General features: G+C 61.0%; 26 protein-coding genes. 12 read left to right on the forward strand and 14 right to left on the reverse strand.

Annotated features, from left to right (window positions below; translation table 11 throughout):
• Positions 1-21 precede the first annotated feature (21 nt).
• Entirely contained in the window at positions 22-231 is a 210-nt protein-coding gene (locus AB8A27_RS05185) for a hypothetical protein (protein ID WP_068732192.1), read from the reverse strand.
• A gap of 118 nt (positions 232-349) precedes the next feature.
• Here AB8A27_RS05185 and AB8A27_RS05190 point away from each other — a divergent pair, with 118 nt between their 5' ends.
• Positions 350-730, forward strand: coding sequence for a hypothetical protein (locus tag AB8A27_RS05190; RefSeq protein WP_441240986.1), 381 nt, complete (start codon positions 350-352; stop codon positions 728-730).
• Between the two features lie 12 nt (positions 731-742).
• On the opposite strand, the gene AB8A27_RS05195 is transcribed toward AB8A27_RS05190, so the two are convergent.
• The 3 genes from AB8A27_RS05195 to AB8A27_RS05205 all read right to left on the reverse strand — a co-directional run bounded on the left by AB8A27_RS05195 (position 743) and on the right by AB8A27_RS05205 (position 4,359).
• Positions 743-1,936, reverse strand: a complete 1,194-nt coding sequence (locus AB8A27_RS05195) for an ABC transporter substrate-binding protein (RefSeq protein ID WP_441240987.1) — start codon at positions 1,934-1,936, stop codon at positions 743-745.
• A 198-nt stretch (positions 1,937-2,134) separates the two neighbouring features.
• The gene (locus AB8A27_RS05200; RefSeq protein WP_092150864.1) at positions 2,135-3,361 is read right to left on the reverse strand and encodes an ABC transporter substrate-binding protein; all 1,227 of its coding nucleotides are present in this window, start codon (positions 3,359-3,361) and stop codon (positions 2,135-2,137) included.
• A 170-nt stretch (positions 3,362-3,531) separates the two neighbouring features.
• Complete coding sequence (locus AB8A27_RS05205; protein ID WP_441240988.1) at positions 3,532-4,359, reverse strand: enoyl-CoA hydratase/isomerase family protein; 828 nt, start codon at positions 4,357-4,359, stop codon at positions 3,532-3,534.
• Between the two features lie 179 nt (positions 4,360-4,538).
• Here AB8A27_RS05205 and AB8A27_RS05210 point away from each other — a divergent pair, with 179 nt between their 5' ends.
• Positions 4,539-5,474 carry an SMP-30/gluconolactonase/LRE family protein gene (locus AB8A27_RS05210; protein WP_441240989.1) on the forward strand — a complete coding sequence of 312 codons (936 nt, stop codon included), beginning with the start codon at positions 4,539-4,541 and terminating at the stop codon, positions 5,472-5,474.
• Between the two features lie 15 nt (positions 5,475-5,489).
• A complete protein-coding gene (locus AB8A27_RS05215; RefSeq protein WP_092150870.1) occupies positions 5,490-6,083 on the forward strand; it encodes a GNAT family N-acetyltransferase in 594 nt (197 codons plus the stop codon).
• 129 nt (positions 6,084-6,212) lie between these two features.
• Here AB8A27_RS05215 and AB8A27_RS05220 read toward each other — a convergent pair whose 3' ends face one another.
• Complete coding sequence (locus tag AB8A27_RS05220) at positions 6,213-6,776, reverse strand: TetR/AcrR family transcriptional regulator (protein WP_441244831.1); 564 nt, start codon at positions 6,774-6,776, stop codon at positions 6,213-6,215.
• Between the two features lie 202 nt (positions 6,777-6,978).
• Here AB8A27_RS05220 and AB8A27_RS05225 point away from each other — a divergent pair, with 202 nt between their 5' ends.
• Positions 6,979-8,118: an MFS transporter gene (locus AB8A27_RS05225; RefSeq protein WP_441240990.1), complete on the forward strand. Its 1,140-nt coding sequence runs from the start codon at positions 6,979-6,981 to the stop codon at positions 8,116-8,118.
• A 3-nt stretch (positions 8,119-8,121) separates the two neighbouring features.
• Here AB8A27_RS05225 and AB8A27_RS05230 read toward each other — a convergent pair whose 3' ends face one another.
• The 6 genes from AB8A27_RS05230 to AB8A27_RS05255 form a co-directional block, all read right to left on the reverse strand.
• Positions 8,122-9,099, reverse strand: a complete 978-nt coding sequence (locus AB8A27_RS05230; RefSeq protein ID WP_441240991.1) for a PDR/VanB family oxidoreductase — start codon at positions 9,097-9,099, stop codon at positions 8,122-8,124.
• A 13-nt stretch (positions 9,100-9,112) separates the two neighbouring features.
• Positions 9,113-9,868 (reverse strand): GntR family transcriptional regulator, encoded by a 756-nt coding sequence (locus tag AB8A27_RS05235; protein WP_441240992.1) that lies wholly within the window; start codon positions 9,866-9,868, stop codon positions 9,113-9,115.
• Between the two features lie 4 nt (positions 9,869-9,872).
• Positions 9,873-10,922 (reverse strand): aromatic ring-hydroxylating dioxygenase subunit alpha, encoded by a 1,050-nt coding sequence (locus AB8A27_RS05240; protein WP_439093984.1) that lies wholly within the window; start codon positions 10,920-10,922, stop codon positions 9,873-9,875.
• Positions 10,923-11,113: 191 nt separating this feature from the next.
• Positions 11,114-11,956 (reverse strand): AAA family ATPase, encoded by an 843-nt coding sequence (locus AB8A27_RS05245; protein ID WP_441240993.1) that lies wholly within the window; start codon positions 11,954-11,956, stop codon positions 11,114-11,116.
• A gap of 91 nt (positions 11,957-12,047) precedes the next feature.
• Positions 12,048-12,290 (reverse strand): GlsB/YeaQ/YmgE family stress response membrane protein, encoded by a 243-nt coding sequence (locus AB8A27_RS05250; protein ID WP_092150889.1) that lies wholly within the window; start codon positions 12,288-12,290, stop codon positions 12,048-12,050.
• A 218-nt stretch (positions 12,291-12,508) separates the two neighbouring features.
• Positions 12,509-14,425, reverse strand: coding sequence for a diguanylate cyclase (locus tag AB8A27_RS05255; protein WP_441240994.1), 1,917 nt, complete (start codon positions 14,423-14,425; stop codon positions 12,509-12,511).
• Between the two features lie 303 nt (positions 14,426-14,728).
• Here AB8A27_RS05255 and AB8A27_RS05260 point away from each other — a divergent pair, with 303 nt between their 5' ends.
• From AB8A27_RS05260 to sseA, 3 genes are all read left to right on the forward strand, one after another.
• Positions 14,729-15,910 (forward strand): vWA domain-containing protein, encoded by a 1,182-nt coding sequence (locus AB8A27_RS05260; protein ID WP_441240995.1) that lies wholly within the window; start codon positions 14,729-14,731, stop codon positions 15,908-15,910.
• A complete protein-coding gene (locus AB8A27_RS05265; RefSeq protein WP_441240996.1) occupies positions 15,907-16,323 on the forward strand; it encodes a rhodanese-like domain-containing protein in 417 nt (138 codons plus the stop codon). The genes AB8A27_RS05260 and AB8A27_RS05265 overlap by 4 nt, the downstream gene beginning before the upstream one ends.
• A 141-nt stretch (positions 16,324-16,464) precedes the next feature.
• The gene (gene sseA / locus AB8A27_RS05270; protein WP_441240997.1) at positions 16,465-17,319 is read left to right on the forward strand and encodes a 3-mercaptopyruvate sulfurtransferase; all 855 of its coding nucleotides are present in this window, start codon (positions 16,465-16,467) and stop codon (positions 17,317-17,319) included.
• A 12-nt stretch (positions 17,320-17,331) separates the two neighbouring features.
• On the opposite strand, the gene AB8A27_RS05275 is transcribed toward sseA, so the two are convergent.
• Positions 17,332-18,120: a hypothetical protein gene (locus tag AB8A27_RS05275; protein WP_441240998.1), complete on the reverse strand. Its 789-nt coding sequence runs from the start codon at positions 18,118-18,120 to the stop codon at positions 17,332-17,334.
• 358 nt (positions 18,121-18,478) lie between these two features.
• On the opposite strand from AB8A27_RS05275, the gene AB8A27_RS05280 reads away from it, so the two are divergent.
• Entirely contained in the window at positions 18,479-19,660 is a 1,182-nt protein-coding gene (locus AB8A27_RS05280; protein ID WP_441240999.1) for a L,D-transpeptidase family protein, read from the forward strand.
• 80 nt (positions 19,661-19,740) lie between these two features.
• Here AB8A27_RS05280 and AB8A27_RS05285 read toward each other — a convergent pair whose 3' ends face one another.
• Positions 19,741-20,700, reverse strand: a complete 960-nt coding sequence (locus tag AB8A27_RS05285) for a D-2-hydroxyacid dehydrogenase family protein (protein ID WP_441241000.1) — start codon at positions 20,698-20,700, stop codon at positions 19,741-19,743.
• A gap of 115 nt (positions 20,701-20,815) precedes the next feature.
• The gene (locus AB8A27_RS05290; protein ID WP_441241001.1) at positions 20,816-21,022 is read right to left on the reverse strand and encodes a hypothetical protein; all 207 of its coding nucleotides are present in this window, start codon (positions 21,020-21,022) and stop codon (positions 20,816-20,818) included.
• 231 nt (positions 21,023-21,253) lie between these two features.
• Here AB8A27_RS05290 and ettA point away from each other — a divergent pair, with 231 nt between their 5' ends.
• From ettA to AB8A27_RS05310, 4 genes are all read left to right on the forward strand, one after another.
• A complete protein-coding gene (gene ettA / locus AB8A27_RS05295) occupies positions 21,254-22,903 on the forward strand; it encodes an energy-dependent translational throttle protein EttA (protein WP_441241002.1) in 1,650 nt (549 codons plus the stop codon).
• A 13-nt stretch (positions 22,904-22,916) separates the two neighbouring features.
• Positions 22,917-23,687, forward strand: a complete 771-nt coding sequence (gene tam, locus AB8A27_RS05300) for a trans-aconitate 2-methyltransferase (RefSeq protein ID WP_441241003.1) — start codon at positions 22,917-22,919, stop codon at positions 23,685-23,687.
• Between the two features lie 109 nt (positions 23,688-23,796).
• Positions 23,797-24,423, forward strand: coding sequence for a TIGR00645 family protein (locus tag AB8A27_RS05305; protein WP_441241004.1), 627 nt, complete (start codon positions 23,797-23,799; stop codon positions 24,421-24,423).
• A gap of 14 nt (positions 24,424-24,437) precedes the next feature.
• Entirely contained in the window at positions 24,438-25,673 is a 1,236-nt protein-coding gene (locus AB8A27_RS05310) for a lytic murein transglycosylase (protein WP_441241005.1), read from the forward strand.
• Positions 25,674-25,721 lie beyond the last annotated feature (48 nt).

The following is a 25,721-nucleotide window of genomic DNA, read 5'->3' on the forward strand; positions in this document are numbered from 1 at the left end:
CCTAAAGCAGGCACACGGCCATCACGCTGTACGTGGCAGTCGCCATCCGACTACGCGTGCCTCAACCATGCTGCCCGTCTCGGCATTGCGCCATTCGCCATCTGTGAAGACGCAAGGGAAGGGCAGTTGATAGGTGCCGCTGTGGTCTTCGCATAACACTTGCACCGCCTGATCAGGCTCAGGATCGCCCTGGCCATCGAATTCGGCCAGCCGTCGTTCACGCGTCGCCATGAGGTGCTCCGGTCCAAGGAACGGCCGGACATCTTCTTCGTTCCCATCACACCTGGTTGACAGCCGGGCGCCAGCACCGCTTGGTCTTGGCGGCATGACGGACATGATGGGGAAAACGATGCGCGGCCGAACAATCCTTGCGATGACTTTGCTGACCATTTTGGGCGCCGCCAAGGCGCAGGCGCAGGATGTGCCGGGAATCGAGATCTGCACGGTCGAAAAAACCATGGAGCGCCGCACCAGCTGCCTGCAAAGCAACGTCAATTTCCTGCAGCAGACGCTGGGCAAGCTGCGGCTGGATCAGCAACAGCGGCTGGATGCGGCCAATAGGCAGATCGAAGAGCTGAAGGCGACAGTTGCCGCTCTGCGGAAGATGGTGGAGGAGTTGCAGGCGGCGCAGAAGAAGCCGGCGCCGGCTGCGAAGGACGCTCCGGCTGCCGCAAAAGACGCGCCGGCGGCCAAGGATGTGCCAGCGCCAGCCAAGGATGCGGCGAAGTAGGGCGGTCCCGTCCTACTCGCTGCTCAGCACGGGTCCGAACAGTTCCCAGCGTTCGCCCTTGAAACGCATCATCTGCAATTGCTGCAGCGGGCTGTAATCGGTGGGGCTGGTCTTGACGCGGGTACCGGGCAGGAAGATGCCGACCTCGTAATCGAGGCTGGTGGCCTGCTTCATCACATTTTCCCGCGTGAGCGTGTCGCCGCAACGTTCCAGGATATGCGCCAGCGTCCGCGCAATGCCGAAGCCGTACAGCGTGTAGATGTCGTTCTTGTCGCCGTCGGGATAGTATTTGTCCATGAAGGCGAGCCATTCCTTGATGGTCGGATCATCCTTCCACTGCGGATCGGTGGGGTCTTTCATATAGGCCGCGCTGATCACGCCCTGCGCATTGTCGAAGCCGGCGGGCTTGATCACAGAACCGACCGACTGCGAGACATTCACCAGCATCTGCACCGGCTTCCAGTTCAGCTCCGCCACCTTCTTGATCGCCTGCGCGGCGAATTTGGGCGAGGCGATATTGAGGAATACATCGGGATTGGCGGTCCTGATCTGGACGATCTGTGAATCCACCGTGGGCGAGCTGGTCTCGAAGCTCGCCTGCACCGCGATCATCTTGTCGGCCTTGTCGCCGAGCCCCTCACGCACGCCTCTGAAATAATCCTTTCCCATGTCGTCGTTCTGGAACAGCACGCCGATCCTGGCATCGGGATGGTTCTTCAGGATCCACGCGGCCCAGATGCGCCCTTCATTGTGGTAGCTGGGCGACCAGCCCATGGTCCACGGGAAGTGCTTTGGGTCGGCCCATTTCGAGGCGCCGGACGATACGAAGAGATGCGGCACCTTCTTGATGTTCATGTATTTCTGGATCGCGGAATTGGTCGCCGTCCCCAGCGGATTGAACAGCAGTAACACTTCGTCGCTCTCGACCAGCTTGCGCGCCTGTTCCACCGTCTTCGGAGGCGAGTAGGCATCGTCATAGCTGATGAAATTGATCTTGCGGCCGTTGATGCCACCCTGATCGTTCAACATCCTGAAATAGGCCGCTTCGGATTTTCCGATCGAGGCATAAGAGGATGCCGGCCCGCTATAGGGCATGATGTTGCCCACTTTGATCTCGGTATCACTGGCGCCCGGATCGTATTTCTTCTGCGCGTGAGATGGCGTAGCGAGCGAGCCGAACATGAGCGCGGAGAGTGCGAGAGTCATCCCGCGAGGCAATGTCCTGAACATCGTTTCCTCTGACGTTACTTATTTCCGCAGTGCGGTCTATCTGGATAGACCACCAATCGCTGCAGCTTGCGTCGAGTATGCACGATTGAGGAGAGGGGGCCAGCAACGAGAGCGCGTGGCTAAGAACGCGTGCGTCCCCTCTGGCTCAGGAGAGGGGACGCCGGAGCGTATCGCTTACGAGTTCTTCTCGCCGGACATCAGCGGACCGAACAGCTCCCAGCTTTCCCCCTTGAAGCGCTGCATCTGCAACTGCTCCAGCGGGCTGAAGTCGGTCGGGCTGGTCTTGATCTTGGTACCCGGCAGATAGATGCCGATCTCCATGTTCAGGCTCGCCGCCTGCTTCATGATATTTTCGCGGGTGAGGTCATCGCCGCATTGCTTGAGCACCTGGACGATGCCCTGCGACACGCCGTAGCCGAACACGGTGGCGCCGTCTTCCTTGTCGCCTTCGGGATAGTATTTGTCCATGAAGGCCGACCATTCCAGCATGCCGGGATCGTTCTTCCATGTCGGATCCTTCGGATCCTTCATATAGGCCGCGCTCAGCACATCTTGCGAGTTGGCATAGCCGGCCGGCTTCATGACGCTGCCGACAGATGCCGAGACATTGGTGACGATGTGAACGGGCTTCCAGCCCATTTCGCCGACCTTCTTGATCGCCTGGGCAGCGAATTTTGGCGTGGCGATGTTGATGAAGACATCCGGATTGGCCGCCTTGATCTGCACGATCTGGGAATCCACCGTCGGTGAGGCCGTCTCGTAGGGCACCTCAGAGACGATGTAGTCCTTGGCCTTGTCGCCAAAGCCCTCACGCAGTCCGATGATGTAGTCCTTTCCGAAGTCGTCATTGGCATAGAGCACGCCGACTTTCTTGCCGGGATGATTCGTCATGATGTATTGCGCGTAGATGCGTGCCTCGGCCTGGTAGCTCGGCTGCCAGCCCATGGTCCATGGGAAGTTCTTCGGATCGGCCCATTTCGCGGCGCCCGTCGAGACGAACAGCTGCGGCACCTTCTTGGTGTTCATGTACTTCTGGATCGCCGTGTTTCCCGGCGTGCCCAGCGGGTTCATGATGAACAGAACTTCGTCATTCTCGACCAGCTTGCGCGCTTGCTCCACCGTCTTCGGTGGGCTGTAACCGTCGTCATAGCTGATGAAGTTGATCTTGCGGCCATTGATGCCGCCCTTCTCGTTGATCATCTTGAAATAGGCGGCCTCGGTCTTTCCGATAGTCGCATAGGAGGAAGCCGGGCCGCTATACGGCATGATGTTGCCGATCTTGATCTCGGTATCGGTGGCACCGGTGTCGTATTTCTTCTGGGCGTGGCTTGCAGTGGACGTAAGTGCGACGACAACGCTGGCGAGCAAAGTCGCTCGCAGAACCTTCCAGTCATGCTGCATGGTCAAGTGTCCTCCCTGTGGTTCGATCAACCGCATCGGCCCGTCTACGCAGGTTTTTGTGATGCGGCTCGAATGCGGGAGTATGCACCAAGCCCTGAAGTTGGAAAGCTGACTCAGTCAGCAAAGCGTGACGCGGCGCACAACGCTGCATCGATGTTTGTGCGTTGCGCTCAGTTGCCGGTGAATTTGGCCGGACGCTTCTCGAGAAACGACGCCATGCCCTCGCGAAAATCCGCTGTGCGAAACAGTGGCAGCAACTGCAGGAACACGTGATGGACGTGGTCGCCAAAACTCTCCGACAGACCCGAACGCATCATGCGCTTGGCCGCCTGAACTGCGAGCGGTGCATTGGCGGCAATCTCGGCAGCGACGGCATTGGCGCGTGTCATCAATTCGGCATCATCAACCATCTCATTGGTGAGCCCCATCTCCAGACTCTCGCGCGCTGACAAAGTGCGGCCGGTGAAGATCAGCTCGGCGGCCTTCGCCCAGCCGATCATGCGCGGCAGAAACCAGGTGCCGCCGGATTCTGGCACCACGCCGCGCTTGACGAAGGCCGCGGCGAACTTCGCGCTTTCCGCCATGATGCGGATGTCGCAGCCGAGCGCGACGTCCATGCCATAGCCGGCAGCGGCGCCATTCATGGCGCAGATTGTCGGCTTCTCCATGTTGAACATCACGATCGGAGGCGCAGTCTTGAGATCGAGCGTGGTACGGCTGTTGTTGGCGTCATTGGCGGAGCCGATACCAGTGCCCTTGGTGGCGCTGGCCATGTCGAGTCCGGCACAGAAGGCGCGGCCGGTGGCCGTCAGGATGATCACGCGCACGTCGGGATCGGCATCGGCTTTCAGAAACATCTCGCTGAGCTGCGAGAGCATCTCGCGGGAGATCGTGTTCAACCGTTGCGGGCGATTGAGCCTGACGGTCGCGATGCCATCGGCGACAGAGTAGAGCACTTCGTCATCGGTTTCAGGTGCAACTGCGGTGTTGATCGGCATCGGGCTTCCCTGGGCTTTAGTGTTTTCGTTGGTCGCAGCTAAAGCCGAATGGAAATTCCACGCAAGTGGCCATGCATTTGCGCGGCTTGGCAGCGGCGGACATGTTTGCTCTACTTCGGCCACGCTGCGTCACCCGCCCAAGGTGCGATAACAAACCAAGAAAATGTCAGGGAGTTTCCATGTCCAGCCCCAACATCCGCGTCCTTGCCACCGATCTCGCATTCCCCGAAGGCCCGGTGGTGATGCCTGACGGGTCTGTCGTCCTGGTCGAGATCCGCGCGCAGCAGCTGACGCGAGTCTGGCCCGATGGCCGCAAGGAAGTGGTCGCGAAAATCCCGGGTGGCCCGAACGGCGCAGCGCTCGGCCCTGACGGCAAGATGTACATCACCAACAATGGCGGGTTCAGCTGGGTGCCGTCGCGCGGCATGCTGATGCCGCATGCGCCGGAGCCGCATGAATATATCGGCGGCTCGATCCAGCGGGTCGACCTCACCACCGGCAAGATCGAGACCCTGTTCACCAAATGCGGCGAGCACAACCTCAAAGGCCCGAACGATCTCGTCTTCGACAAGCAGGGCGGGCTGTGGTTCAGCGAGCTCGGCAAGCGTCGCGCCCGCGACATGGATGTCGGCGGCGCTTATTACATCAAGCCCGGCATGACGGAGATCACCGAGCAGGTGATCGGCGTGCTGCCAGCCAACGGTATCGGCCTCTCGCCCGACGAGAAGACCATGTATATCGCCGAGACCCCGACCGGACGCCTGTGGGCCTATGACATCGGTGCGCCCGGTGAGGTGAAGCCGGTTGATGTGATCTATCGCGGCGAGCGCGGGCGACCTATCGCGGGTCTTGGCGGTTACCAGATGTTCGATTCTCTCGCGGTCGAAGCCTCCGGCAATGTCTGCGTCGCAACGCTGGTCAGCGGATGCATCTCGGTGATTGCGCCGGATGGAAAATTGGTGGAACAGATACCCACTGGCGACCGCGTCACCACAAATATCGCATTCGGCGGCCCCGAGCTGAAGACGGCCTATATCACGCTGTCAGGCAAGGGCGAGCTGATCGCGATGGACTGGCCGCGCGGTGGCCTGCCGCTGAATTTTCTCAACAAGTAGCACGAAGGATTATCGATGCCGTGGCTTGAACCCGTTACGCTCAGTGGACCTCACGCCCGGCTTGAACCTCTCGCCAAGGAACACTGCGATGGCCTGATCGAGGCCGCCAAGTCAGGCGACCTCTCGAAGATCTGGTACACAGCCATCCCGACGCCCGAAAAAATGAGCGCCGAGATCGAGCGTCGGCTTTCATTGCAGGCGTCAGGCGCAATGCTGCCATTCACGGTGAAGGATGCCGACGGCAAGATCGCCGGCATGACGACCTATATGAACGTCGATGCCGCCAATCGCCGGGTTGAGATCGGTTCGACCTGGTATGGCAAATGGGTCCAGCGCACTGCGCTGAACACACAGTGCAAGCTGCTGTTGCTCGGGCATGCATTCGAGAAGCTGGATTGCATCGCGGTGGAGTTCCGCACGCATTTCTTCAATCACCAGTCCCGTCGCGCCATCGAGCGGCTCGGCGCCAAGCAGGACGGCATCCTGCGCAATCACCAGATTGCGCCGAATGGCACGCTGCGCGACACGGTTGTCTACAGTATCTTGCCCGGCGAATGGCCGACGGTGAAGGCGCATCTGACCTATCAGCTGGACGAGAAGCCGCGGTAGTGACCTGCACTCCGTCCTCATCCTGAGGAGCGGCCTCTCGGCCGCGTCTCGAAGGATGGAGATCTGATGAACAGCTCATGGTTCGAGACGCGCGCAAGCAGCGCGCTCCTCACCATGAGGGATAAAGCGTCACGCTCCTGCAGGCGGATAAATCCGGTCGATCAATTTCCGGCAATAGTCCGGCGTCGGCGGCTCTTGGCTGATCAGGATGCGATAGACGATAGGCGCGACAACATGATCGATGACTTCATTGATGTCGAACGGTGTTTCACCGCGCGCCTTGGCCCGCTTGTTGAGGGTCGTAAGATGGTCATTGGTGAAACTGCAGCAAACGCAGGACTGGCCCTCAGCTGCCTCCAATGTGCCGTCCCGCAGGAGCGCGCGGCCGACCGGAGATGACATTTCCTCCGCATATTGCTCGATGAAGGCCCGCAGGTCAGATTCGATGGCGCCGGTGTCGTCGGGCTCCCCGATCGGCCGCAGCCGCGCCACGGCGACGTCGGCGAGCAGCGATTGCAGGTCACCCCAGCGGCGATAGATGGTGGAGGGCGTGACGCCGGCCTCGGCCGCAATCTGCGGCACCGTGATCTGGTTTCGGGTGGAAAGAGCGCCCAGTTTGCGGACAGCATCATGCACGGCGTTCTGAATACGCGCGCTGCGTCCACCAATCCGGACCCGTTCCTTCACCGTCACTTCGCTCTCCGGCAGTCCTGCCATGTGCAAAAATGAGATTCTTAACGCAAAATATTTGCATTAAGGTCTCGGGCAACCTAGATGCCTAATGCAATTATTTAGCTTTTAGGAACGAGCTATGCAAGGCAGCCTCGAAAAGACGTGTGTTTCCAATGCTCAAGCGTCACCCAGTAGGGCCGGTTGGGTGTTGAAGCCGTCGGCCATGACGGCATTCAGTTTCGTCGGGGCGGCACTGGTCGCGGCCAGCAGCAGCGCGGTGACGCCGCTGTACCGGCTCTACCAGCAATCGATGCACCTCTCGCCGCTGATGATCACGCTGGTGTTCGCGGTCTATGCGATCAGCCTGCTGGCCGCGCTGCTGACCGTCGGCGGTCTGTCCGATTATGTCGGACGCCGTCCGGTCATTCTCGGTGGCCTGCTGATCAATGCCATTGCGATGGTGCTGTTCTCCTATGCCAGCGATGTCGGGCAATTGATCCTTGCGCGTGCCGTGCAGGGGCTGTGCGTCGGCACGGCGACAACAGCATTGGGCGCTGCGATCCTCGATACCGATCGCAAGCGCGGACCCTTGCTCAACAGCGTCACGGCGTTTCTTGGCCTGATGGTCGGCGCGCTTGGCGCGGCGGCGCTCGTCACCTTCGCGCCCGATCCGCTGCATCTGGTCTATGAGGTTCTGTTCGCGCTGACGGCCGTGATGATTGTCCTGCTGTTCGTGATGCCGGAGACCGTCTCGCGTAAATCGGGTGCGTTGGCCTCGCTGCGACCGCATGTGCGCGTGCCCGCGCAATCGCGCGCCGCGCTGCTGCGCGTTGCGCCGGCCACTGTCGCCACCTGGGCGTTGGGCGGCTTCTCTCTGTCCTTGATGCCCACGGTGGTGGCGACAACGATGGGCGTCTCCGCGCCATGGGTCGGTGGTGTTGTTGTTGCCACGCTGATGTTGTCGGCAGCGCTCACTGTTGCCGCGCTCCGACAGCTTCCGGCACGGCGGTTGCTGATGATTGGCACCGCCGTACTGTCGCTGGGCGTCCTCGTCTCGCTGCTCGGCATCTGGCAGCACAGCGTCGCGATCCTGTTCGCCGGTTCGGTGATCGCCGGATTTGGCTTCGGTGCTTCCTTCGCTGGCTCGCTGAGCACGTTACTGCCGACGGCCGAAGCGCATCAGCGCGCCGGTTTGCTGGCGGCGTTCTATGTGTTGTCCTATCTGGCCTTCAGCCTGCCTGCACTCGCTGCAGGCGTGGCTGTGCCATATGCCGGACTGGCCGTCGTGGCCTATGTCTATGGCGCGGTGGTGATCCTGCTCGCCATCATCTCGATGATCGCGTCGCTGCGCAGTGAACGCTGACGGTCAGGCAGCGTCCGGCTGGTACAGCGTATCCACCGTCACCGTGCCGACGACGCGCGAGACGCAGGGACAGATCTTCGTGTTGCCGCGCTTCTGATGATCGCTGAAGAATACGTCGCGATGATCGATTTCGCCATCGACGGCAAGAACGTCGATAGCGCAGACCCCGCATTCGCCGCGTTCGCAGTCAGACATCACCTCGAAGCCGGCGTCGTTGAGCGCTGCCAGCATCGAGCGGCTTTGCGGCACCACGATCTCGGCACCGCTGTCCTTCAGCCGGACGCGAAATTCTGTGGTTGGCAGGAGACCGCTGGAGCCGAATGTTTCATAGCGCAGATCAGCGGGCGCGCGCCCGGCGGCGTTCCATTCGCGCCGGGCTGCTTCCAGCATGCGCATCGGGCCGCAGAGGATGACGATGGCATCCGGAGGCAAGGCGGCAAAGGTCGCGGCGAAATCCAGTCGCGCGCCTTCATGGCTGGAGTGAACCGTCAGGCGATCGCCGAGCAGCGTCGATAATTCATCGAGATAGGCGGCTTCGCTGCGGGCCTTCACGGCATAGTGCAGTTGCAGATCGATGGCTTTGCTGTGGAGCGCTGCGGCAATGCCGGTGATCGGCGTAATGCCGATGCCGCCGGCGATCAGGCAGTATGTCCCGCGATTCCAGTCGATGTCGTAGAGCGATGACGGGCTGGAGATTTCCAGCCGCGCGCCGGTCTGCAGTGCCCACATTGCTTTGGAGCCGCCGCGGCTATCCGGTGCCAGCCGCACAGCGATGCGCAGCAACTCGTTGCGGCGTTCTCCCACCAGCGAATAGGACCGCGTCTGTGGCTGGCCATCGATCAGGAGGCTGACATTGATGTGGCTGCCGAGAGGGTAGGACGGCAGCGGTGTGTCCGGCTTCAGCGTGATCTCGCGGATATTCGGCGCCACATTGCGCGTGGCCTCGACGCGGCATCCCATCCAGTGTTCTGCAAAACGCATGATAAGGTCTCCGTCAATCCGCCGGCGTCGAGGTCAGCAGTGCCAGCGCAGGCAGCAAATCGAGATGCGTGCGGTTGCGCAGTGCCAGCCGCAGATTGCGCACGGCGAGCCGCGCGTGTTCGCGCATGATCGCCTCGGCGCGCGCGCCTTCGCGATTTTCGATGGCATCGACGACGATGCGGTGATGCTCCTGCGCGATGAGAAGAATGTTGTGCGCTTCCGGCAGTGCCGATTGCGCCATCACGAAGGCGCTCGGCGAGGCGAAGGGCATCGCCGAAACACGATCGATCTGCCGGATCACCGGCGCGCTGCCGGAAAGGTCGGTCAGCAGCGCATGGAAACGCGCATTCATCGTCACATAGGCCGAGAAGGCTTCGACCGAGATCGGATCCTGCCGCACAAGCTGATCCAGATCGGACAGACATTCCTTCAGTGGCTCGAGATTGCGGGCGCTGGCGCCGCGCTCGGCAGCGAAGCGGGCAGCGAGGCCTTCCAGCGTACCGCGCAGTTCGATGGAGTCGAGAATGTCGCGCTCGGAAAACGCCTTCACCATGAAGCCACCGGACGGGATCGCCTGCAGCAGGCCTTCATCCTCCAGCCGCACCAGTGCGAGGCGCACCGGGGTGCGCGAGACGCCGGTGAGATCGACAGCCTGCAATTCGCTGATGCGTTCGCCCGGGCGCAGCGTGCCGGACAGGATCATGTCGCGCAGTGCCAGCTGCGCACGGACGGTCTGTGAGATGGAGCGCTCGGTATCGCGTTCGCTCATGGTCTCACTCCGCAGCCTGCATCTTGGGCGGCGTAGTTTCCTTCGCCACCATGCGGTCGATCACCCGCCGGCACCACATGGCGCCGGCATCGATGTTGAGGTTGTAGAACACGCGATCGGGGTTCTCGTTCATCGCCTTCTGCTGCGCTTCGAGAATGATCTCGTCCTCGCGGAAGATGCCGGACACGCCTTCGCGGATTTCCGTGGTGATCTTCTGCTCGGTGATGCGGTGGTTGCGCACAAAGGCCCAGAAATAGTGGCAGGTGGTTTCGGTTTCCGGTGTCATGGTGTTGAGCACGAAGCCGTTGACGCCCTGCGAGCGATCGCCTTCCGGCGCGCCGGTGCCGGCGGGTGCCACGCCGACATCGATATTCACCGTGCTCGGCGCCTGGAAGTGAATGATCTGCCAGCGATCGACGGGGCCGGGCTTCTGCAACTGCGCGGCCCAGAATGGTGGCGCCTCGATGCCCTTCATCCAGCGCGTCACGGTCACGGTCTTGTCGCCATGGGTGACATCGAAAGGAGATTCAGCGACGTCGTCCTGGCCGATGCTGGAGCCGTGCACGAAGGTTTCGTGGGTGAGATCCATCAGGTTGTCGACCACGAGGCGGTAGTCGCACTTCGCATGAATCGTCTTGCCGTCGCCGGCCCATTCCGGATCGTCATTCCAGTGCATGTCGGGCACCAAAGCGGGATCGGCCAGCGCCGGGTCGCCCATCCACAGCCAGATGAAGCGATGCCGTTCGACCACGGGATAGGAGCGCACGCAGGCCGAGGGATTGATGGTCTCCTGCGAGGGCATGAAAGTGCAGCGGCCCTGCGCGTTGTATTTCAGGCCGTGATAGCCGCAGACGACCGTGTCGCCCTCGAGGCGTCCCTTGGAGAGCGGCACCAATCGGTGCCAGCAGGCATCCTCCAGCGCGCTGACGCCGCCATCGGAGCGTCGGTAGATCACCACATGCTTGCCGCAGATCGTGCGCGGGAAAAGCTGGTGCTTGATGTCGGCATCCCAGGCGGCGGCGTACCAGGCGTTCAGCGGGAATGAAGCGGGCATCGTGTTCCTCCATGCGCAGTTCTTGAGTCCTGTCTGTATACAGGAGCGGCAGTTGAAGGGACGATACTCCAATAAACTGGGGACGAGAACCGATTTATGTATACTGAAATCGGTTAATATTTGCGGAATAGGTATTAAAAAACCGCCCGTAAGGGCGGTTTTCCGTGAAGGCTGTATACCTCGACGGTGGATCAGACTTCCCGCCTGTTCAAAAACGCCAGCCGCTCGAACAGGTGCACGTCCTGCTCGTTCTTCAACAGCGCGCCATGCAGCGGCGGGATCAGCTTGCGCGGGTCGCGCTCCCGCAGCATCTCCGGCGACATGTCCTCATTGACCAGCAGCTTCAGCCAGTCGAGCAGTTCCGACGTCGATGGCTTCTTCTTGAGGCCGGGCACGTCGCGCACCTCGAAGAAAATACGCATCGCTTCAGCGACGAGGCGATGTTTGATGCCGGGGAAGTGGACCTCGACGATCTGGTTCATGGTGTCGATGTCGGGGAACTTGATGTAGTGGAAGAAGCAACGACGCAGGAACGCGTCGGGCAATTCCTTCTCGTTGTTCGATGTGATCATCACGATCGGGCGCTTTGACGCCTTGATGGTCTCGCCGGTCTCGTAAACATGGAATTCCATGCGGTCGAGTTCGAGCAGAAGATCGTTCGGGAATTCGATATCAGCCTTGTCGATTTCGTCGATCAGCAGCACCGGTCGTTCAGCGTGGGTGAAAGCTTCCCACAGCTTGCCGCGCTTGATGTAGTTGCCGATGTCCGAGACGCGGGGATCGCCGAGCTGGCTGTCGCGCAGGCGCGAGACGGCATCATATTCGTACAGGCCCTGCTGTGCCTTTGTGGTCGACTTGATGTGCCAGGTCAGCAGCGGTGAGCCCAGCGCCTTGGCGACTTCTTCGGCCAATACGGTCTTTCCGGTGCCGGGCTCGCCCTTCACCAGCAGTGGGCGTTCGAGCACGATGGCGGCATTGACCGCAACCTTGAGATCGTCGGTCGCGACGTAGTTTTCAGTGCCAGTAAACTTCATGGAGACTTTGCCTTGTTCTTGTCGCGCGGACGCGCGCCGCCGAAAATGATGGAAATCGCGGTAGGCGATCGCAGAGTGAGGGGAGGCGACGTCAGCGCCGGATCAGCGACAGGATGACGAGCACGATCACCGCGCCGATGGTGGCGTTGACGATGTCGCGGATCGCCCCGACGCCAAGGCTCACACCCAGGCGCGGCAGCAGCCAGCCGGCGACCAGTGCGCCGATGATGCCGATCACGATATTACCGAGCAGGCCGAAGCCGGCGCCACGAACGATCAACCCGGCCAACCAGCCGGCAATGGCACCAATCAGCAATGCTGCGAGAATTCCCATGGATCAATCCTTCGCGGGCGACACTGGGTGCCGCGCCATCCCCGTTATGATGTTAAGCCGCTGGCCGATTTGGACCTGCCGGCACGTTTCCGGGCGAAGTTTAATTGAATTATTGGTCAGGTCCAGCCACCATTCCGGGCACTTTGCGGGACCTTTTGCGATGACGAAGAACATATCATGGTGGGGAAGGGCCGGGCGACCTGGCGGCAATTGGCGGATCAGCCGTTGTGCGAAAAGCCCGCGCTGAAATATTCGCGTTGCAGCGCCGAATTGGCGACCACGGAATCGCGGCCACGTCGTTTGGCCTCGTAAAGCGCCAGATCGGCCTCGCCGACCAGGACGGCTTCGTTTGAGGTTTGGCTGTTCCGGCTGGCAACGCCGACACTGATCGACAGGTGGCTACGGCTTGATGCCATATTTGGAATCTCCAGTGCCCTGACCCGAAGACGCAGGGCTTCCGCGATTGTGATGGCATCGGCTTCGGATACGTCCGGCAAAACGATGGCAAATTCCTCGCCACCGTAGCGTGCTGACAATGCCGGCGTATTGATCGTGGCATCGGCAATGACGGCTGCGACGCGTTTCAGGCAGTCGTCGCCGGCCTGGTGGCCGTTGCTATCATTGTAGCCCTTGAAGTTGTCGACGTCGATCAACAGCATCGACATCTGTTCATGTTGCTCATAGGCACGGTGCAGAAAGCTGTCGAAGGTGCGCCGGTTTGCCAGTCCCGTCAGTCCGTCCGTGGTTGCGAGTTCGGCGAGTTTGGAATTCAGCGCCGTCAGCTCGTCCTGCATGCTCTTGCGCAAGGTGACGTCGCGCAGCACGCCTACGATTTCGACCTTGTCGCGATCGATCTCGCGGGTGGCCAGTTTGAAGTTAACCTCCACCCAAGCGAGTGACTGGTCGTCACGATAAGTCCGAAAAATTACCGTGCGGTTCGCTGTGAGATCTTTCAGTTGCGCGCTGGCCGCTTTCACAGCTTCGATATCATCCGGATGCACCAATTCGAAGCAGGAGCGCCCGAGCAGATCTTTTGGACTATGTCCCAAAACGAGCTCGACCGAATGCGAGACAAAGACGATGTTTCCGAAACGATCGAGCAGAATGATCACATCAGCGATGTTGTCGGCGAGCAGCCGATAGCGGGATTCGCGCTCGCGAAGCGCGTTTTCCATGTTGAGGCGGAAGCGAAACTGGGTCGATAGCAGTGCGGCGAGCAGGATCACCGTGCAGAGCAGGACCGAAGCAACGATAACGTCGGATAGCAGATTGCTCTTCCATGTCGCCAGCACCTGATCCTCGGGAATGGCGACTGTGACGATCAGCGGATACTGGGTGGTTTGCTCGTAGCTGAAATATTTGGCGATACCGTCAAACGGCGAATCGATCTTGTAGAAGCCTGCCAGACTCTGTTTCAGACGGGTCTGAATGAGTTGAGTTCCGGAGAGGTCCTTCCCGACTTCCATCGATGGCCAGTGAATCAGCAGCGTGCCGTCGCTTCGGATCAGGCTGATGCCGCCGCTCTCGCCGATCTGGAATGTCTTGTAGAAATCGCCGAAATACCGGGTGTCGATCGCACCCGTCAGCACACCTTTGAAGCTGCCATCGGGGCCGGAGATTCGCTTCGACAGGATGATTGACGGACGGCCGGTTAGCCGCGACGTGATGGGGGTATTGACCCTGATACTGGAGTCGGCGTGGTCGCGATGATAGATGAAATAGTCGCGATCGGAATTATTGTGCGTTGGCGTTTCCGGCAATGAGGAATAGCGCCAGTTGCCGAGCGTATCGAATACGCCGAGTTCGCGCAGCTGCGGCAGTGCATTTGCCGTATTGGCCAGAAACGTATTGAAGCGATCCGGCTGCGGGTTTTGGTACTTCAGCAGATCCGCCATCCCGCTCATGGCGACATCAACGGCCTGTATCGTGTGCGAAGCATGTTCGACCAGCGAATGTGCGAGGTTTCGAGTGTCGGTCTCGCTTTGTGCCAGCACGGTTTGGCGGGCATCGAGCGCCTTCCAGACGACAAGCCCGAGCACGCACGCGCTCATCGCCAGCACGAACAGCGTGACGATCACGCCCGGCGCGGAGAGCCGGCTCGGCGAACTGCTGGTCGGTGTCGTGGGCACGGTCATTCGATTCGACGTTGACTGCAAAACAGGCCATCACGATGGCCGTCGTTGCTTTCACGATAGCTAAGAATGCCCGCCGATGGCGGGACACCGCGCTGCGTGGTTACTGACGCCGGAATTGTTGAAACAAATACCTGCAATCTGACAAACGATTGCTTCACCATGCCGTGGAGCGGAATTCGTCCCGGTTTGCTGACAAATCTCGCTTATTTCGGGCGTGCGCTGCGATGGCGAGCCACGGAGCTGTGTAGGGTTCTACTACATCCGGCCCTTGACGGGCGCGGGTGGTCGGGCAATCTGTCAATCATGTTCTTGCAATTCTTCACATCGTTGCGCGATGCGCAGGTCCCGGTGACCTTGCGCGAGTATCTCACGTTGATGGAGGCGCTCGACGCCGACCTCGCTGATCAGTCGGTGGAGAATTTCTATTATCTGTCCCGCGCCGCGTTGGTGAAGGACGAGCGCAATCTCGACAAGTTCGATCGGGTGTTCGGCACGGTCTTCAAAGGGCTTGAGAGCCTGCTTGACGCCATGGAGAAGGCGGAGATTCCTGCCGAGTGGCTGAAGAAACTCGCCGAGAAATATCTGACCGAGGAAGAGAAGAAGCAGATCGAGGCCATGGGCTGGGACAAGCTCATGGAAACCCTGCGGAAGCGCCTTGAGGAGCAGAAGGAACGCCATCAGGGCGGGAACAAATGGATCGGCACCGCCGGGACATCACCGTTCGGCGCCGAAGGCTACAATCCCGAAGGCATCCGCATCGGCCAGGAAAAGAGCCGCCACCGGCGCGCGGTGAAGGTCTGGGATAAGCGCGAGTTCAAGGATCTCGACGGCAATGTCGAACTTGGAATCCGCAATATCAAAGTGGCGCTGCGCCGTCTGCGCAAGTTTGCCCGCACCGGTGCGCCGGATGAGCTCGATCTCGACACCACCATCCGCGAGACCGCCAATCACGGTTATCTCGACGTTCATATGCGGCCGGAACGGCGCAACGCGGTCAAGGTGCTTGTGTTCTTCGATATCGGCGGATCCATGGATTCGCATATCGAGCAGGTCGAGGAACTGTTTTCGGCCGCGAAAAGCGAATTCAAGCACATGGAGTATTTCTACTTCCACAACTGCCTCTATGAGGGCGTGTGGAAGCAGAACAAACGCCGTTTCACTGACCGCACGCCGACCTGGGACGTGCTGCACAAATACGCCCACGACTACAAGGTGGTGTTCGTCGGCGACGCCTCGATGTCGCCTTACGAGATCATGGTGCCCGGCGGTTCGGTCGAGCATGTGAACGAAGAATCCGGCTCGGTCTGGCTGGAGCGCATCACCCAGACCTATCCAAACGCGGTGTGGCTCAATCCTGTCGCCAAGCGGCACTGGGATTACTCGGAGTCCACGACCATCATTCGGCGGCTGTTCTCGGAACGGATGTATCCGCTGACGATTGAAGGTCTCGAAGGTGCAATGAAGGAACTGGTGCGAAAAGCATGACCCAAACGATTACCCGCGGCTACAAGGCGCTGCTCGACGAAGCCAACAAGCAGATCGAGACGATGAGCGTCGAAGATGTGATGAAAGCTGCGCAGAGCTCCGACGTCGTGATCGTCGATATCCGCGATCCCCGCGAGATCGAACGCGAAGGCAGGATCCCGGGCTCGTTCTCCTGCACCCGTGGCATGCTGGAATTCTGGATCGATCCGGAAAGTCCCTATGGCAAGCCGGTCTTCCAGGAAGACAAGAAATTCATCTTCCATTGCGCCAGCGGCTGGCGTTCGGCGCTGGCGGCCAAGACCGCGGCCGATATGGGCCTGAAGCCGGTGGCGCATCTGGGCGGTGGCTTCACCGCCTGGCGCAATGCGGGCGGCGCGGTCGAGAAGGTCGAGCCGAAGGCGTCGAAAGTCTAGTCGACGTCGTCAAATTCATACGCCGTCATTGCGAGGAGCGAAGCGACGCGGCAATCCAGAGGGCCACAAAGAAAGACTGGATTGCTTCGTCGCAAGGGCTCCTCGCAATGACGGCCGAGAGAAATCAACGGGACACATCTCATGACCAGCACCGATCCTCTCGTCTCCACCGAATGGCTTGCCGCTCATCTCGGCGATCCCAAGGTCAAGGTCATCGACGCCTCGTTCAAGATGCCAGGCGTGCTGCCGTTGCCGGTCGATGATTATCTGGCGGCACACATTCCTGGTGCGGTGTTCTTCGATGTCGATGCAGTGTCCGATCATTCCGTCGATCTGCCGCATATGTATCCGGATGCTGACCAGTTCGCGCGCGACATCGCCGCGCTCGGCATTTCCTCCGATGATACGGTCGTCGCCTATGATGCAGGTGGCTGGGTCGCGGCGCCGCGGGCGTGGTGGATGTTCCTCTCTTACGGCCATGCCAATGTGAAGGTGCTCGATGGCGGGTTGAAGAAGTGGAAGGCCGAAGGCCGCGCGACGGAAACCGGAAAGCCGTCACCGAAGCCTGGCACTTTCAGCGCCACGCTCGACAAGTCGTACGTCCGCAGCAAGGCGCAGGTGGTTGCCAATCTGGATTCGCGCAAAGAGCAATTGATCGATGCGCGTGCCGCCAATCGTTTCGAGGGAAGTGTCCCTGAACCGCGCGCGGGTATTCGCTCCGGTCACATCCCCGCCAGCCGCAACCTGCCTTACAACCTTTTGTTCGATGCTGCGACCGGCACGATGAAGCCACTCGAAGAGTTGCGCAAAGCCTTTGCCGGCACCGGACTCGATCTCGGAAGTCCCATTGTCACCACATGCGGTTCCGGCGTTTCGGCCGCAGTGCTGACGCTGGCGCTTTATCGTCTCGGCGTGCGCGGTTCAGCGCTCTATGACGGCTCGTGGTCGGAATGGGGGCAGCCCGACGGTCCGCCCGTCGCGACCGGCCCGGCGTAACCGGGATCAAGGTCAGCGCGCGACCGGCAATCCGAACGGGTCGGTCGGCTGTTGTGGAGCGGCGGCCACAGGCCTCGAGGCTACGCGTCGCTTTTTGACGACGATGCGCTTCTTCACGATCTTCTTGGCGGGCTCTGCAGCAGGCTTGGCTTTCGGCAGTGGAACCAACTCGGTATTGATGGGCGGTCCGCCCAGCATCGCAATTTTCGTCGAAGACAATTTTGCGTCGTCATCGGTGAGCGTCGCTGTCGGCTGTGGCCCTGCTGTAACCTCTGCGGCGGCGGGTGCTGGAACGGCGGCAGGTTCGGGAGGAGGGGCAGCAACTGGTTCGACGGAGGTCGCTGGTGCAACGGCAACCGTCGTTAGAGGCTCCCGCTCTTCGATCTGCGTCGCTTCCGACTTCGCTGCAACTTCAGGCTTCGGCGTCGCCGCCACCGGGGCGGGCGTCTCGATTGATGGTGCAGTCTGTGTCGACAGGGCTGCGACGGTCTCGGCTTTAGCTGGGTTTTCAGTGTCTGCGGGGGCGGTGATGACAGGCGCTGGTTCGGCTGCCGCTGTCACGGGGGCCACCGACGGCGCGGCAGTCTCAGGGGCTGGTGCCTCGACGCGCAGCATGGCCAATGTCGGCGGAGCTTCGACGGGCTGCTGGGCAAAGACGGTCTGCGGCGGCGCATGTCTGGTCGGAATGGTCGCGAATTCCTGATGAGCAGAACGCAGCAGGGCTGCGGCACCGAGGCCGAAGACGACCAGCGACACTGTGAGCAGGACGGCTGCGAACAGAAATCGGAAACCCGGAAGCATGAATGGCAGTTCCGCCTTCGGACAGATCGTGGAAGGCTTTCGAACGATGGGAACGCGGTGACAACACTGGAAGTGATCCGTACTGCGACATCGGCTGCCGCCAAAGCGTCGCGAATCACGTCCATTTGAGGATAACGCACAGCCTCAGGAACCGTTTGTTAAAAAGTGGGATGCACAACAATTGGCAGGTTTCCGGGCCGTGATTTCAACGGGGGTGAGGCAAGATAGCCACGCCGGCGTGCGATCTCGCGAATATGACCGAAATGGGAAGCTTTTTTCCGGAATTGTCTTGAATGCGCCGCTATCCTGCGCGATCTGACGGCATGTTCCGGTTTTTGCTTGAGCTTATACAAGGGCAATGATGATCAAGCGTGTTTTGACGACATTGGCGACCGTGGCACTCGGCAGCGTCGCGGGTCATTCGCTTGCGGTGGCGCAGGGCTATCCCGTGGGCACGCCAAGCGGCTATTCGATCCCGGCCGATCCGAACTATCCTCCGGGCGGCTATCCGGCCAATTCGCGCGCCGATCGCGCACTGGATGCCATGCCGGATTTCGATGCACTCGACGAAGATGACGCTCCGCCCTCGCGCGGCGGCCGGCCGATGACGGGTCTGTCCGCGCCCGGTATTGCGCCTCAGGGCCCGGTGATGTCTCCGGATGATCCGCGCTACGGCCGTCCTGCCGGTGCTGCCCCGGTCTATTCCGATCGCGCCATGCCGCAGGGCCCGGTGATGTCGCCCGATGATCCGCGCTATGGTCGCCCGATGGCGCCGCCGGTGGTCTATTCGAACCGCGGCAATGGCGATGGCGCAATGCGTCCCCCGGAAGGGATGGGCGGTCAAGGCGCTCCTGTGACCGGCTTCCTTCAAGGCCAGGATCCGGGTCGTGGTGCCAATGGCGCCTCGGTGATGGTTGCCTCGCTGCCTCCGGAAGATCAGCCGGAAACCGGTCCTGCGCAGTTGCCGCCGCAGTTTCGCCGGCAGGAAGTAAGTTTCGTCACCAAGGAGCCCGCGGGCACCATCGTCGTCGATACGCCGAACTACTATTTGTACTATGTGCTCGGTAACAACCGGGCGATGCGCTATGGCGTCCGCGTCGGCCGCGACGGCTTCACATGGAACGGTGTCCAGAAGATCACCCGCAAGGCGGAGTGGCCGGATTGGCATCCGCCGACCGAGATGATCGAGCGTCAGCCCTATCTGCCGCGCTTCATGGCTGGCGGCGAAGGCAATCCGCTCGGCGCCCGCGCGATGTATCTCGGCTCCACCGTGTATCGTATCCACGGTACCAACCAGCCCTCGACCATTGGCAAATCGGTGTCTTCTGGCTGTTTCGGCATGCTGAACGACGACGTCTCGGATCTGTTCGAGCGCGTCAAGGTCGGCACCCGCGTGGTGGTGATGCCGGGCAAGGCTCCGGCAACGACCGCCTCTGCGCAGCCGGTGCCCGGCCCGAGTGCCAGCGCTGCTCCAGCGCCGCTGCCCGGCACCCAGCCGACATCGGTTCAGCCGCTACCGGCTCCGGTGAGCATTCGCTGATTTCTTTCAGCTGATTTCAGGAAAACGGGCGCTGTGTGATCACACAGCGCCCGTTTTCTTTTGCGCTATGAAAGCGTGCGTCAGTTGAGCTTGCGAACCGGTGCGCCATTCAACCAGCCACCGATGCCCTCGATCATCTCTGCATAGATGCGTTTGTAATTCTCAGCAGTGACGTAGCCGAGATGCGGCGTGATCACGACATTGTCGAGCTTGCGCAGCGGGCTGTCGAGCGGCAGCGGTTCGTGGGAATAGGTGTCGATGCCGGCACCGGCAATTTTCCCGGCCTGCAAGGTCTCGAGCAGGGCGACTTCATCCACGATCGGGCCACGTGCTGTGTTGATGAGATAGGCGGTTGGTTTCATCCGTGCGAGATCCGCCCGTGACACCAATCCGCGCGAGCGATCACTCAAGACGAGGTGGATCGTAATGATGTCGGCCTGGGCGAACAGTTCTTCCTTGGTCGCGTAGGTCACGCCGGCCTTTTCGCAGGCCTCGGGCGTCAGATTGGTGCTCCAGGCAATGGTCTTCATGCCCAGCGCGCGGCCGATGCCAGCGACCTGACTGCCGAGCTTGCCGAGGCCGATGATCCCCAGTGTCTTGCCTTCGATGTCCTCGCCGATCGTGACCTGCCAGGGCATGCCCGCCTTCATGCGCGCGTTTTCAAAGCCGATCTTGCGGGTCAGTTCCAGCATCAGGCCGATAGTGAGACCGGCCGTCGGATTACCCACCATCGCGGTACCGCAGACGGTGACGTCATGCGCCTTGGCAGCTTCAAAATCGATGGCGGCATTGCGCATGCCTGACGTGATCAGGAGCTTCAGTTTCGGCAGCGCCTCGAACACTGCGCGCGGAAACGGCGTCCGCTCGCGCATGGCGCAGATGATCTCGAAATCCTTCAGCGCCGTGGCTGCCTCGTCTGCCGACGCGAACGGCTTGTCAAACACCGTGACCTCGATGCGATCATCAAGCGCACGCCAGTCGCCGAGTTTCAGCGCCACGTTCTGGTAGTCGTCGAGAATTGCACAGCGCAGCCGCGTCATGGGATCGTCCATCCGGTGTGATGATGACGGCTGTTGAGGCCGTCAGGGGGTGGACACATTGCGCGCCTCGCGGGCATGCGCAAGCGCCTGTATCGTCGGCAGCAGTTCGATCAGCTTAATGTGACGGCGAGGCCGGCTTGGATGAGTCTTTGGCGCGACAGGCAGGGCCGGGACCGCGCATATAGTGCTGCTCGGGCCGGTAAGGATCGAAGGCAGCGACGAAGAACAGCTGCCAGAACGTCCGGATTTCGTGGAGGAGGCCTGGGCGTGCCGCGCGGGTTTCGGCGGCGGCTGGAGAGGGGACTGATGTCGTGGTTGCCATGACGAGGCTCCGCCTGTCTGCCCGCGACTTCAGTCGCGAGGGGCATGATTGATCGCCCTGCCAGCACTCTTGGCGGAAGTCGTTAAAAAGCGGTTTTAATTGTCACAATGGCTGCCTCGAAGAAGTGCAGAGTTACCAAATCCTTAAGAACCCCGGTTGCCCTTTCGGGGCCACGCCGCTACATCAGCCACAACCCATTTTCCACGCTAGCTGCGGTTTTCAAGGATCACGATGGCTCGCCAATTCGTCTACTTCATGCAGGGTCTGACCAAGGCCTATCCGACCCGCAAGGTGCTGGATAACGTCCATTTGTCGTTCTACCCGGACGCCAAGATCGGCGTGCTCGGTGTCAACGGCGCCGGTAAGTCGACGCTGCTCAAGATCATGGCCGGCCTCGACAAGGAATACACCGGCGAAGCGTGGGTCGCGCAGGGTGCGCGCGTCGGCTATCTCGAACAGGAACCGCAGCTCGACGCCGCTCTGACCGTGCGCGAGAACGTCATGCTTGGCGTCGCCAAGCAGAAGGCGATTCTCGATCGCTACAACGAGCTGGCGATGAACTATTCGGAAGAGACCGCCGACGAGATGACCAAGCTGCAGGACGAGATCGAGGCCCAGGGCCTCTGGGATCTTGACAGCAAGGTCGATCAGGCGATGGACGCGCTGCGTTGTCCGCCTGACGATGCCGACGTCACCAAGCTCTCCGGTGGTGAACGCCGCCGCGTCGCGCTGTGCAAGCTGCTGCTCGATGCACCCGAACTGCTGCTGCTCGACGAACCGACCAACCATCTCGACGCCGAATCCGTGTCATGGCTGGAAGGCCATCTGCGCAACTATCCTGGCGCGATCCTGATCGTGACCCATGACCGCTACTTCCTCGACAACGTGACGTCCTGGATTCTCGAGCTCGATCGCGGTCGTGGCATTCCTTATGAGGGCAACTACTCGTCCTGGCTGGTGCAGAAGCAGAAGCGTTTGGCGCAGGAAGGCCGCGAGGACGCCGCGCATCAGAAGACGCTGGAACGCGAGCAGGAATGGATCGCCTCGTCGCCCAAGGCCCGTCAGGCCAAGTCGAAGGCGCGCTACCAGCGCTATGAAGAGCTGCTCAAGAAAGCCAGCGAGAAGCAGACCCAGACCGCGCAGATCACCATTCCGGTGGCCGAGCGTCTCGGCGACAACGTCGTCGATTTCGAAGGGCTCACCAAGGCCTATGGCGATCGCGTGCTGATCGATAATCTGACCTTCAAGCTGCCGCCCGGCGGTATCGTCGGTGTCATCGGCGCCAACGGCGCCGGCAAGACCACATTGTTCAAGATGATCACCGGCCAGGAGAAGCCCGATAGCGGCACGATCACCGTCGGTGAGACCGTTCATCTCGGTTATGTCGACCAGTCGCGCGATGCGCTCGATGGCAAGAAGACCGTCTGGGAAGAAATCTCGGGCAATAACGAACTGATCCTGCTCGGCAAGAAGGAAGTCAATTCGCGCGGCTACTGCTCGTCGTTCAACTTCAAGGGCGGCGACCAGCAGAAGAAGGTCGGCTCACTGTCAGGCGGTGAACGCAACCGCGTGCATCTCGCCAAGATGCTGAAGTCCGGCGCCAACGTCCTGCTGCTCGACGAACCGACCAACGACCTCGACGTCGACACGCTGCGTGCTCTGGAAGAGGCGCTGGAAGACTTCGCCGGTTGCGCCGTGATCATCAGCCATGACCGCTGGTTCCTCGACCGTATCGCGACGCATATGCTCGCTTTCGAAGGTGACAGCCATGTCGAATGGTTTGAAGGCAACTTCCAGGACTACGAGAAGGACAAGATGCGTCGTCTCGGGCAGGATTCGATCATCCCGCATCGCGTGAAATACAAGAAACTGACGCGCTGAGGAGAACTCTCAAATGGCCGACTGGAGCGCGCAGCAGTATCTGAAGTTTGAGGACGAGCGAACCAGGCCGGCACGGGATCTGCTCGCGCAGATTCCACTCGTTGATGCCCGCAAGGTCGTCGACATCGGCTGCGGTCCCGGCAACTCGACGGAGCTTCTGGTCAATCGCTGGCCCGAGGCATCGGTCATCGGTGTCGATACATCGGCCGATATGCTGCGGCAGGCGCGGGAACGTCTGCCCGCGCAGACCTTCATCGAAGCCAATATCGCCCATTGGGTAGCGCCGGCCGGCACCGAAGTGCTGTTTGCCAATGCTGTGTTTCAGTGGGTGCCGGATCACATCAAGCAGCTGAAGCGTCTGGTCGGTGCCTTGCCGCCTGGCGGCGTGCTGGCCGTGCAAATGCCGGACAATCTCGACGAACCCTCGCACATTCTGATGCGCGAAGTTGCCTATCTCGAGCCATGGCGCAAGCAGCTCTCGAAGGCCGCAGAGCTGCGCGACTCGTTGCCGAAACCCGGTGCATATTACGATGCATTGCAGCCGCTGTGCTCGCGGATCGAGATCTGGCACACGGTCTATAATCACGCACTCGCCGATGCCACCGCCATCGTGGAATGGGTGAAGGGCACTGGTCTGCGTCCCTTCGTCGATCCGCTGGAGCCGCCGGAGCGTAAGGCTTACCTCGCTGAATATACCGCCCGCATCGCCGCCAGCTATCTGCCGCAGGCGGATGGCAAGGTGCTGCTGAAGTTCCCGCGGATCTTCATCGTCGCTGTCAAATAGCTGATGCGGCCAGTTGCCGCGCATGCACGACATCTTCGTGCCCAGCACGCGCCGCTATAAGGTCGGCGCTTTCACCACAGTCCGATTCGACCCATAGCGAGCCCCCGATATGTCCATGACGCCCGAAACGCCATTGCCGCCCCTGGGAAAAGGCCGCGCGATGCAACCGATTCCGGCGCTGATCTTTGGTTCGCGCTGGCTGCAGTTGCCGCTCTATCTCGGCCTGATCGTGGCGCAGTGCGTTTATGTCGTGCTGTTTCTGAAAGAGCTCTGGCATCTGATCGCGCACTCGTTCGACTTCAGCGAGCAGCAGATCATGCTGGTCGTGCTCGGCCTGATCGACGTGGTGATGATCTCAAACCTGCTGGTGATGGTGATCGTCGGTGGCTACGAGACCTTCGTATCGCGGCTCAACCTGAACGGCCACCCGGACGAGCCGGAATGGCTCAGCCACGTCAATGCCAGCGTGCTGAAGATCAAGCTGGCGATGGCGATCATCGGCATCTCGTCGATTCATCTGCTGCGCACCTTCATCGAGGCCGGCAATCTCGGCAGCACCAGCGCGCGGACGACGAACTACACCGAAACCGGCGTGATGTGGCAGACCATCATCCACATCGTGTTCATTCTCTCGGCCGTCGGCATCGCCTATGTGGACAAGCTCTCGAACGGAATTACTCCGCATCCGGCAGAGAATGGTCACGGCAAGCAGGGCCATCGAGGCCACGCGCATTGATGGTGAGGCCCGGCATGGGGACACTGCTGCGATCGTTTTCATTCGTCGTTGTCCTGTGCCTGCTGACCAAGCCGGTTCCATCCCTCGCTGCTGCGGACGGAAACTTCACGAGCTTCATCGCCTCGCTCTGGCCCGAAGCACAAAAGGCAGGCGTCTCGCGCAAGACCTTCGATGAGGTCACGCGCGGGCTGGAGCCTGACTACAAGCTGCCCGATCTCATCCTGCCGGGCCGTCCCGCCACCGGTGCGCCGTCGCAGGCGGAATTCGTGCAGGTGCCCGCCGACTATCTGAAGGAAGCCAGCATCATCAGGCTCGCGGGTGAGGGGCGGCGCCTCTATGAGCAGCATCGCAAGACGTTGCAGACCATCGAGCAGCAGACCGGCGTGCCGGGCACCATCATCCTGGCGATCTGGGGACGTGAGACCGACTACGGCCGTCACCGCCTGCCTTACGACGGCATTCGTACGCTGGCGACGCAGGCCTATGTCGGGCGGCGCAAGGAGCAGTATCGCGGCGAGTTCATAGCGGCGCTGAAACTGATCGAGAGCGGCGTGGTCTCGCGTCAGGATCTGCGTGTGTCCTGGGGCGGCGCGACAGGTCTTACCCAATTCCTGCCGTCCGAGCTCGAAAAGCACGGTGTCGATTTTGACGGCGATGGCCGCGTGGATATCTGGAAGTCGGTGCCGGACGCACTCGCGTCGGCCGCGCAGCAACTCGTCAACAAAGGCTGGCAGCGCGGTCTGCGCTGGGCCTATGAAGTGCGTGCGCCAGCCAATGCCGACTGCACCATGGGCGTGCCGGAGGTGACAAAGCCGATCGGGGAATGGATCCGCGCGGGTTTTGTGCCGGTGCGCGGCGAGAAGCTCGGTAGCGCCGAACAGGCGCAGCCTGCCTCGCTGCTGCAGCCCGAAGGCATCTATGGGCCGGCCTTCCTGACCACGAAGAACTACTTCGTGATCAAGGAGTACAATTTCTCCGACCTCTATGTGCTGTTTGTCGGCCATGTCGCCGATCGCATTGCCAATAGTCAGCCATTCGCGACGCCATGGTCCGCGACGAAGCAATTGCGCAGCACCGATGTGGAGGCGATGCAGCGCCATCTGACGTCGCTCGGCCTCTATAGCGACAAGCTCGATGGCAAAGCCGGTATGAAGACCCGTGCGGCGCTCGGTGCGTTCCAGAAATCCGCGGGCCTCAAGCTCGATTGCTGGCCGAGCGAGGCCGTGCTGCGTGCGATGAACGCGCGATAGACACCGATAAAAACACTCGCAAATGAAAAAGCCCGGCCGCGAGGCCGG

Source organism: Tardiphaga sp. 768_D3_N2_1, assembly GCF_052076105.1.
In the GTDB taxonomy this organism is placed as follows: domain Bacteria; phylum Pseudomonadota; class Alphaproteobacteria; order Rhizobiales; family Xanthobacteraceae; genus Tardiphaga.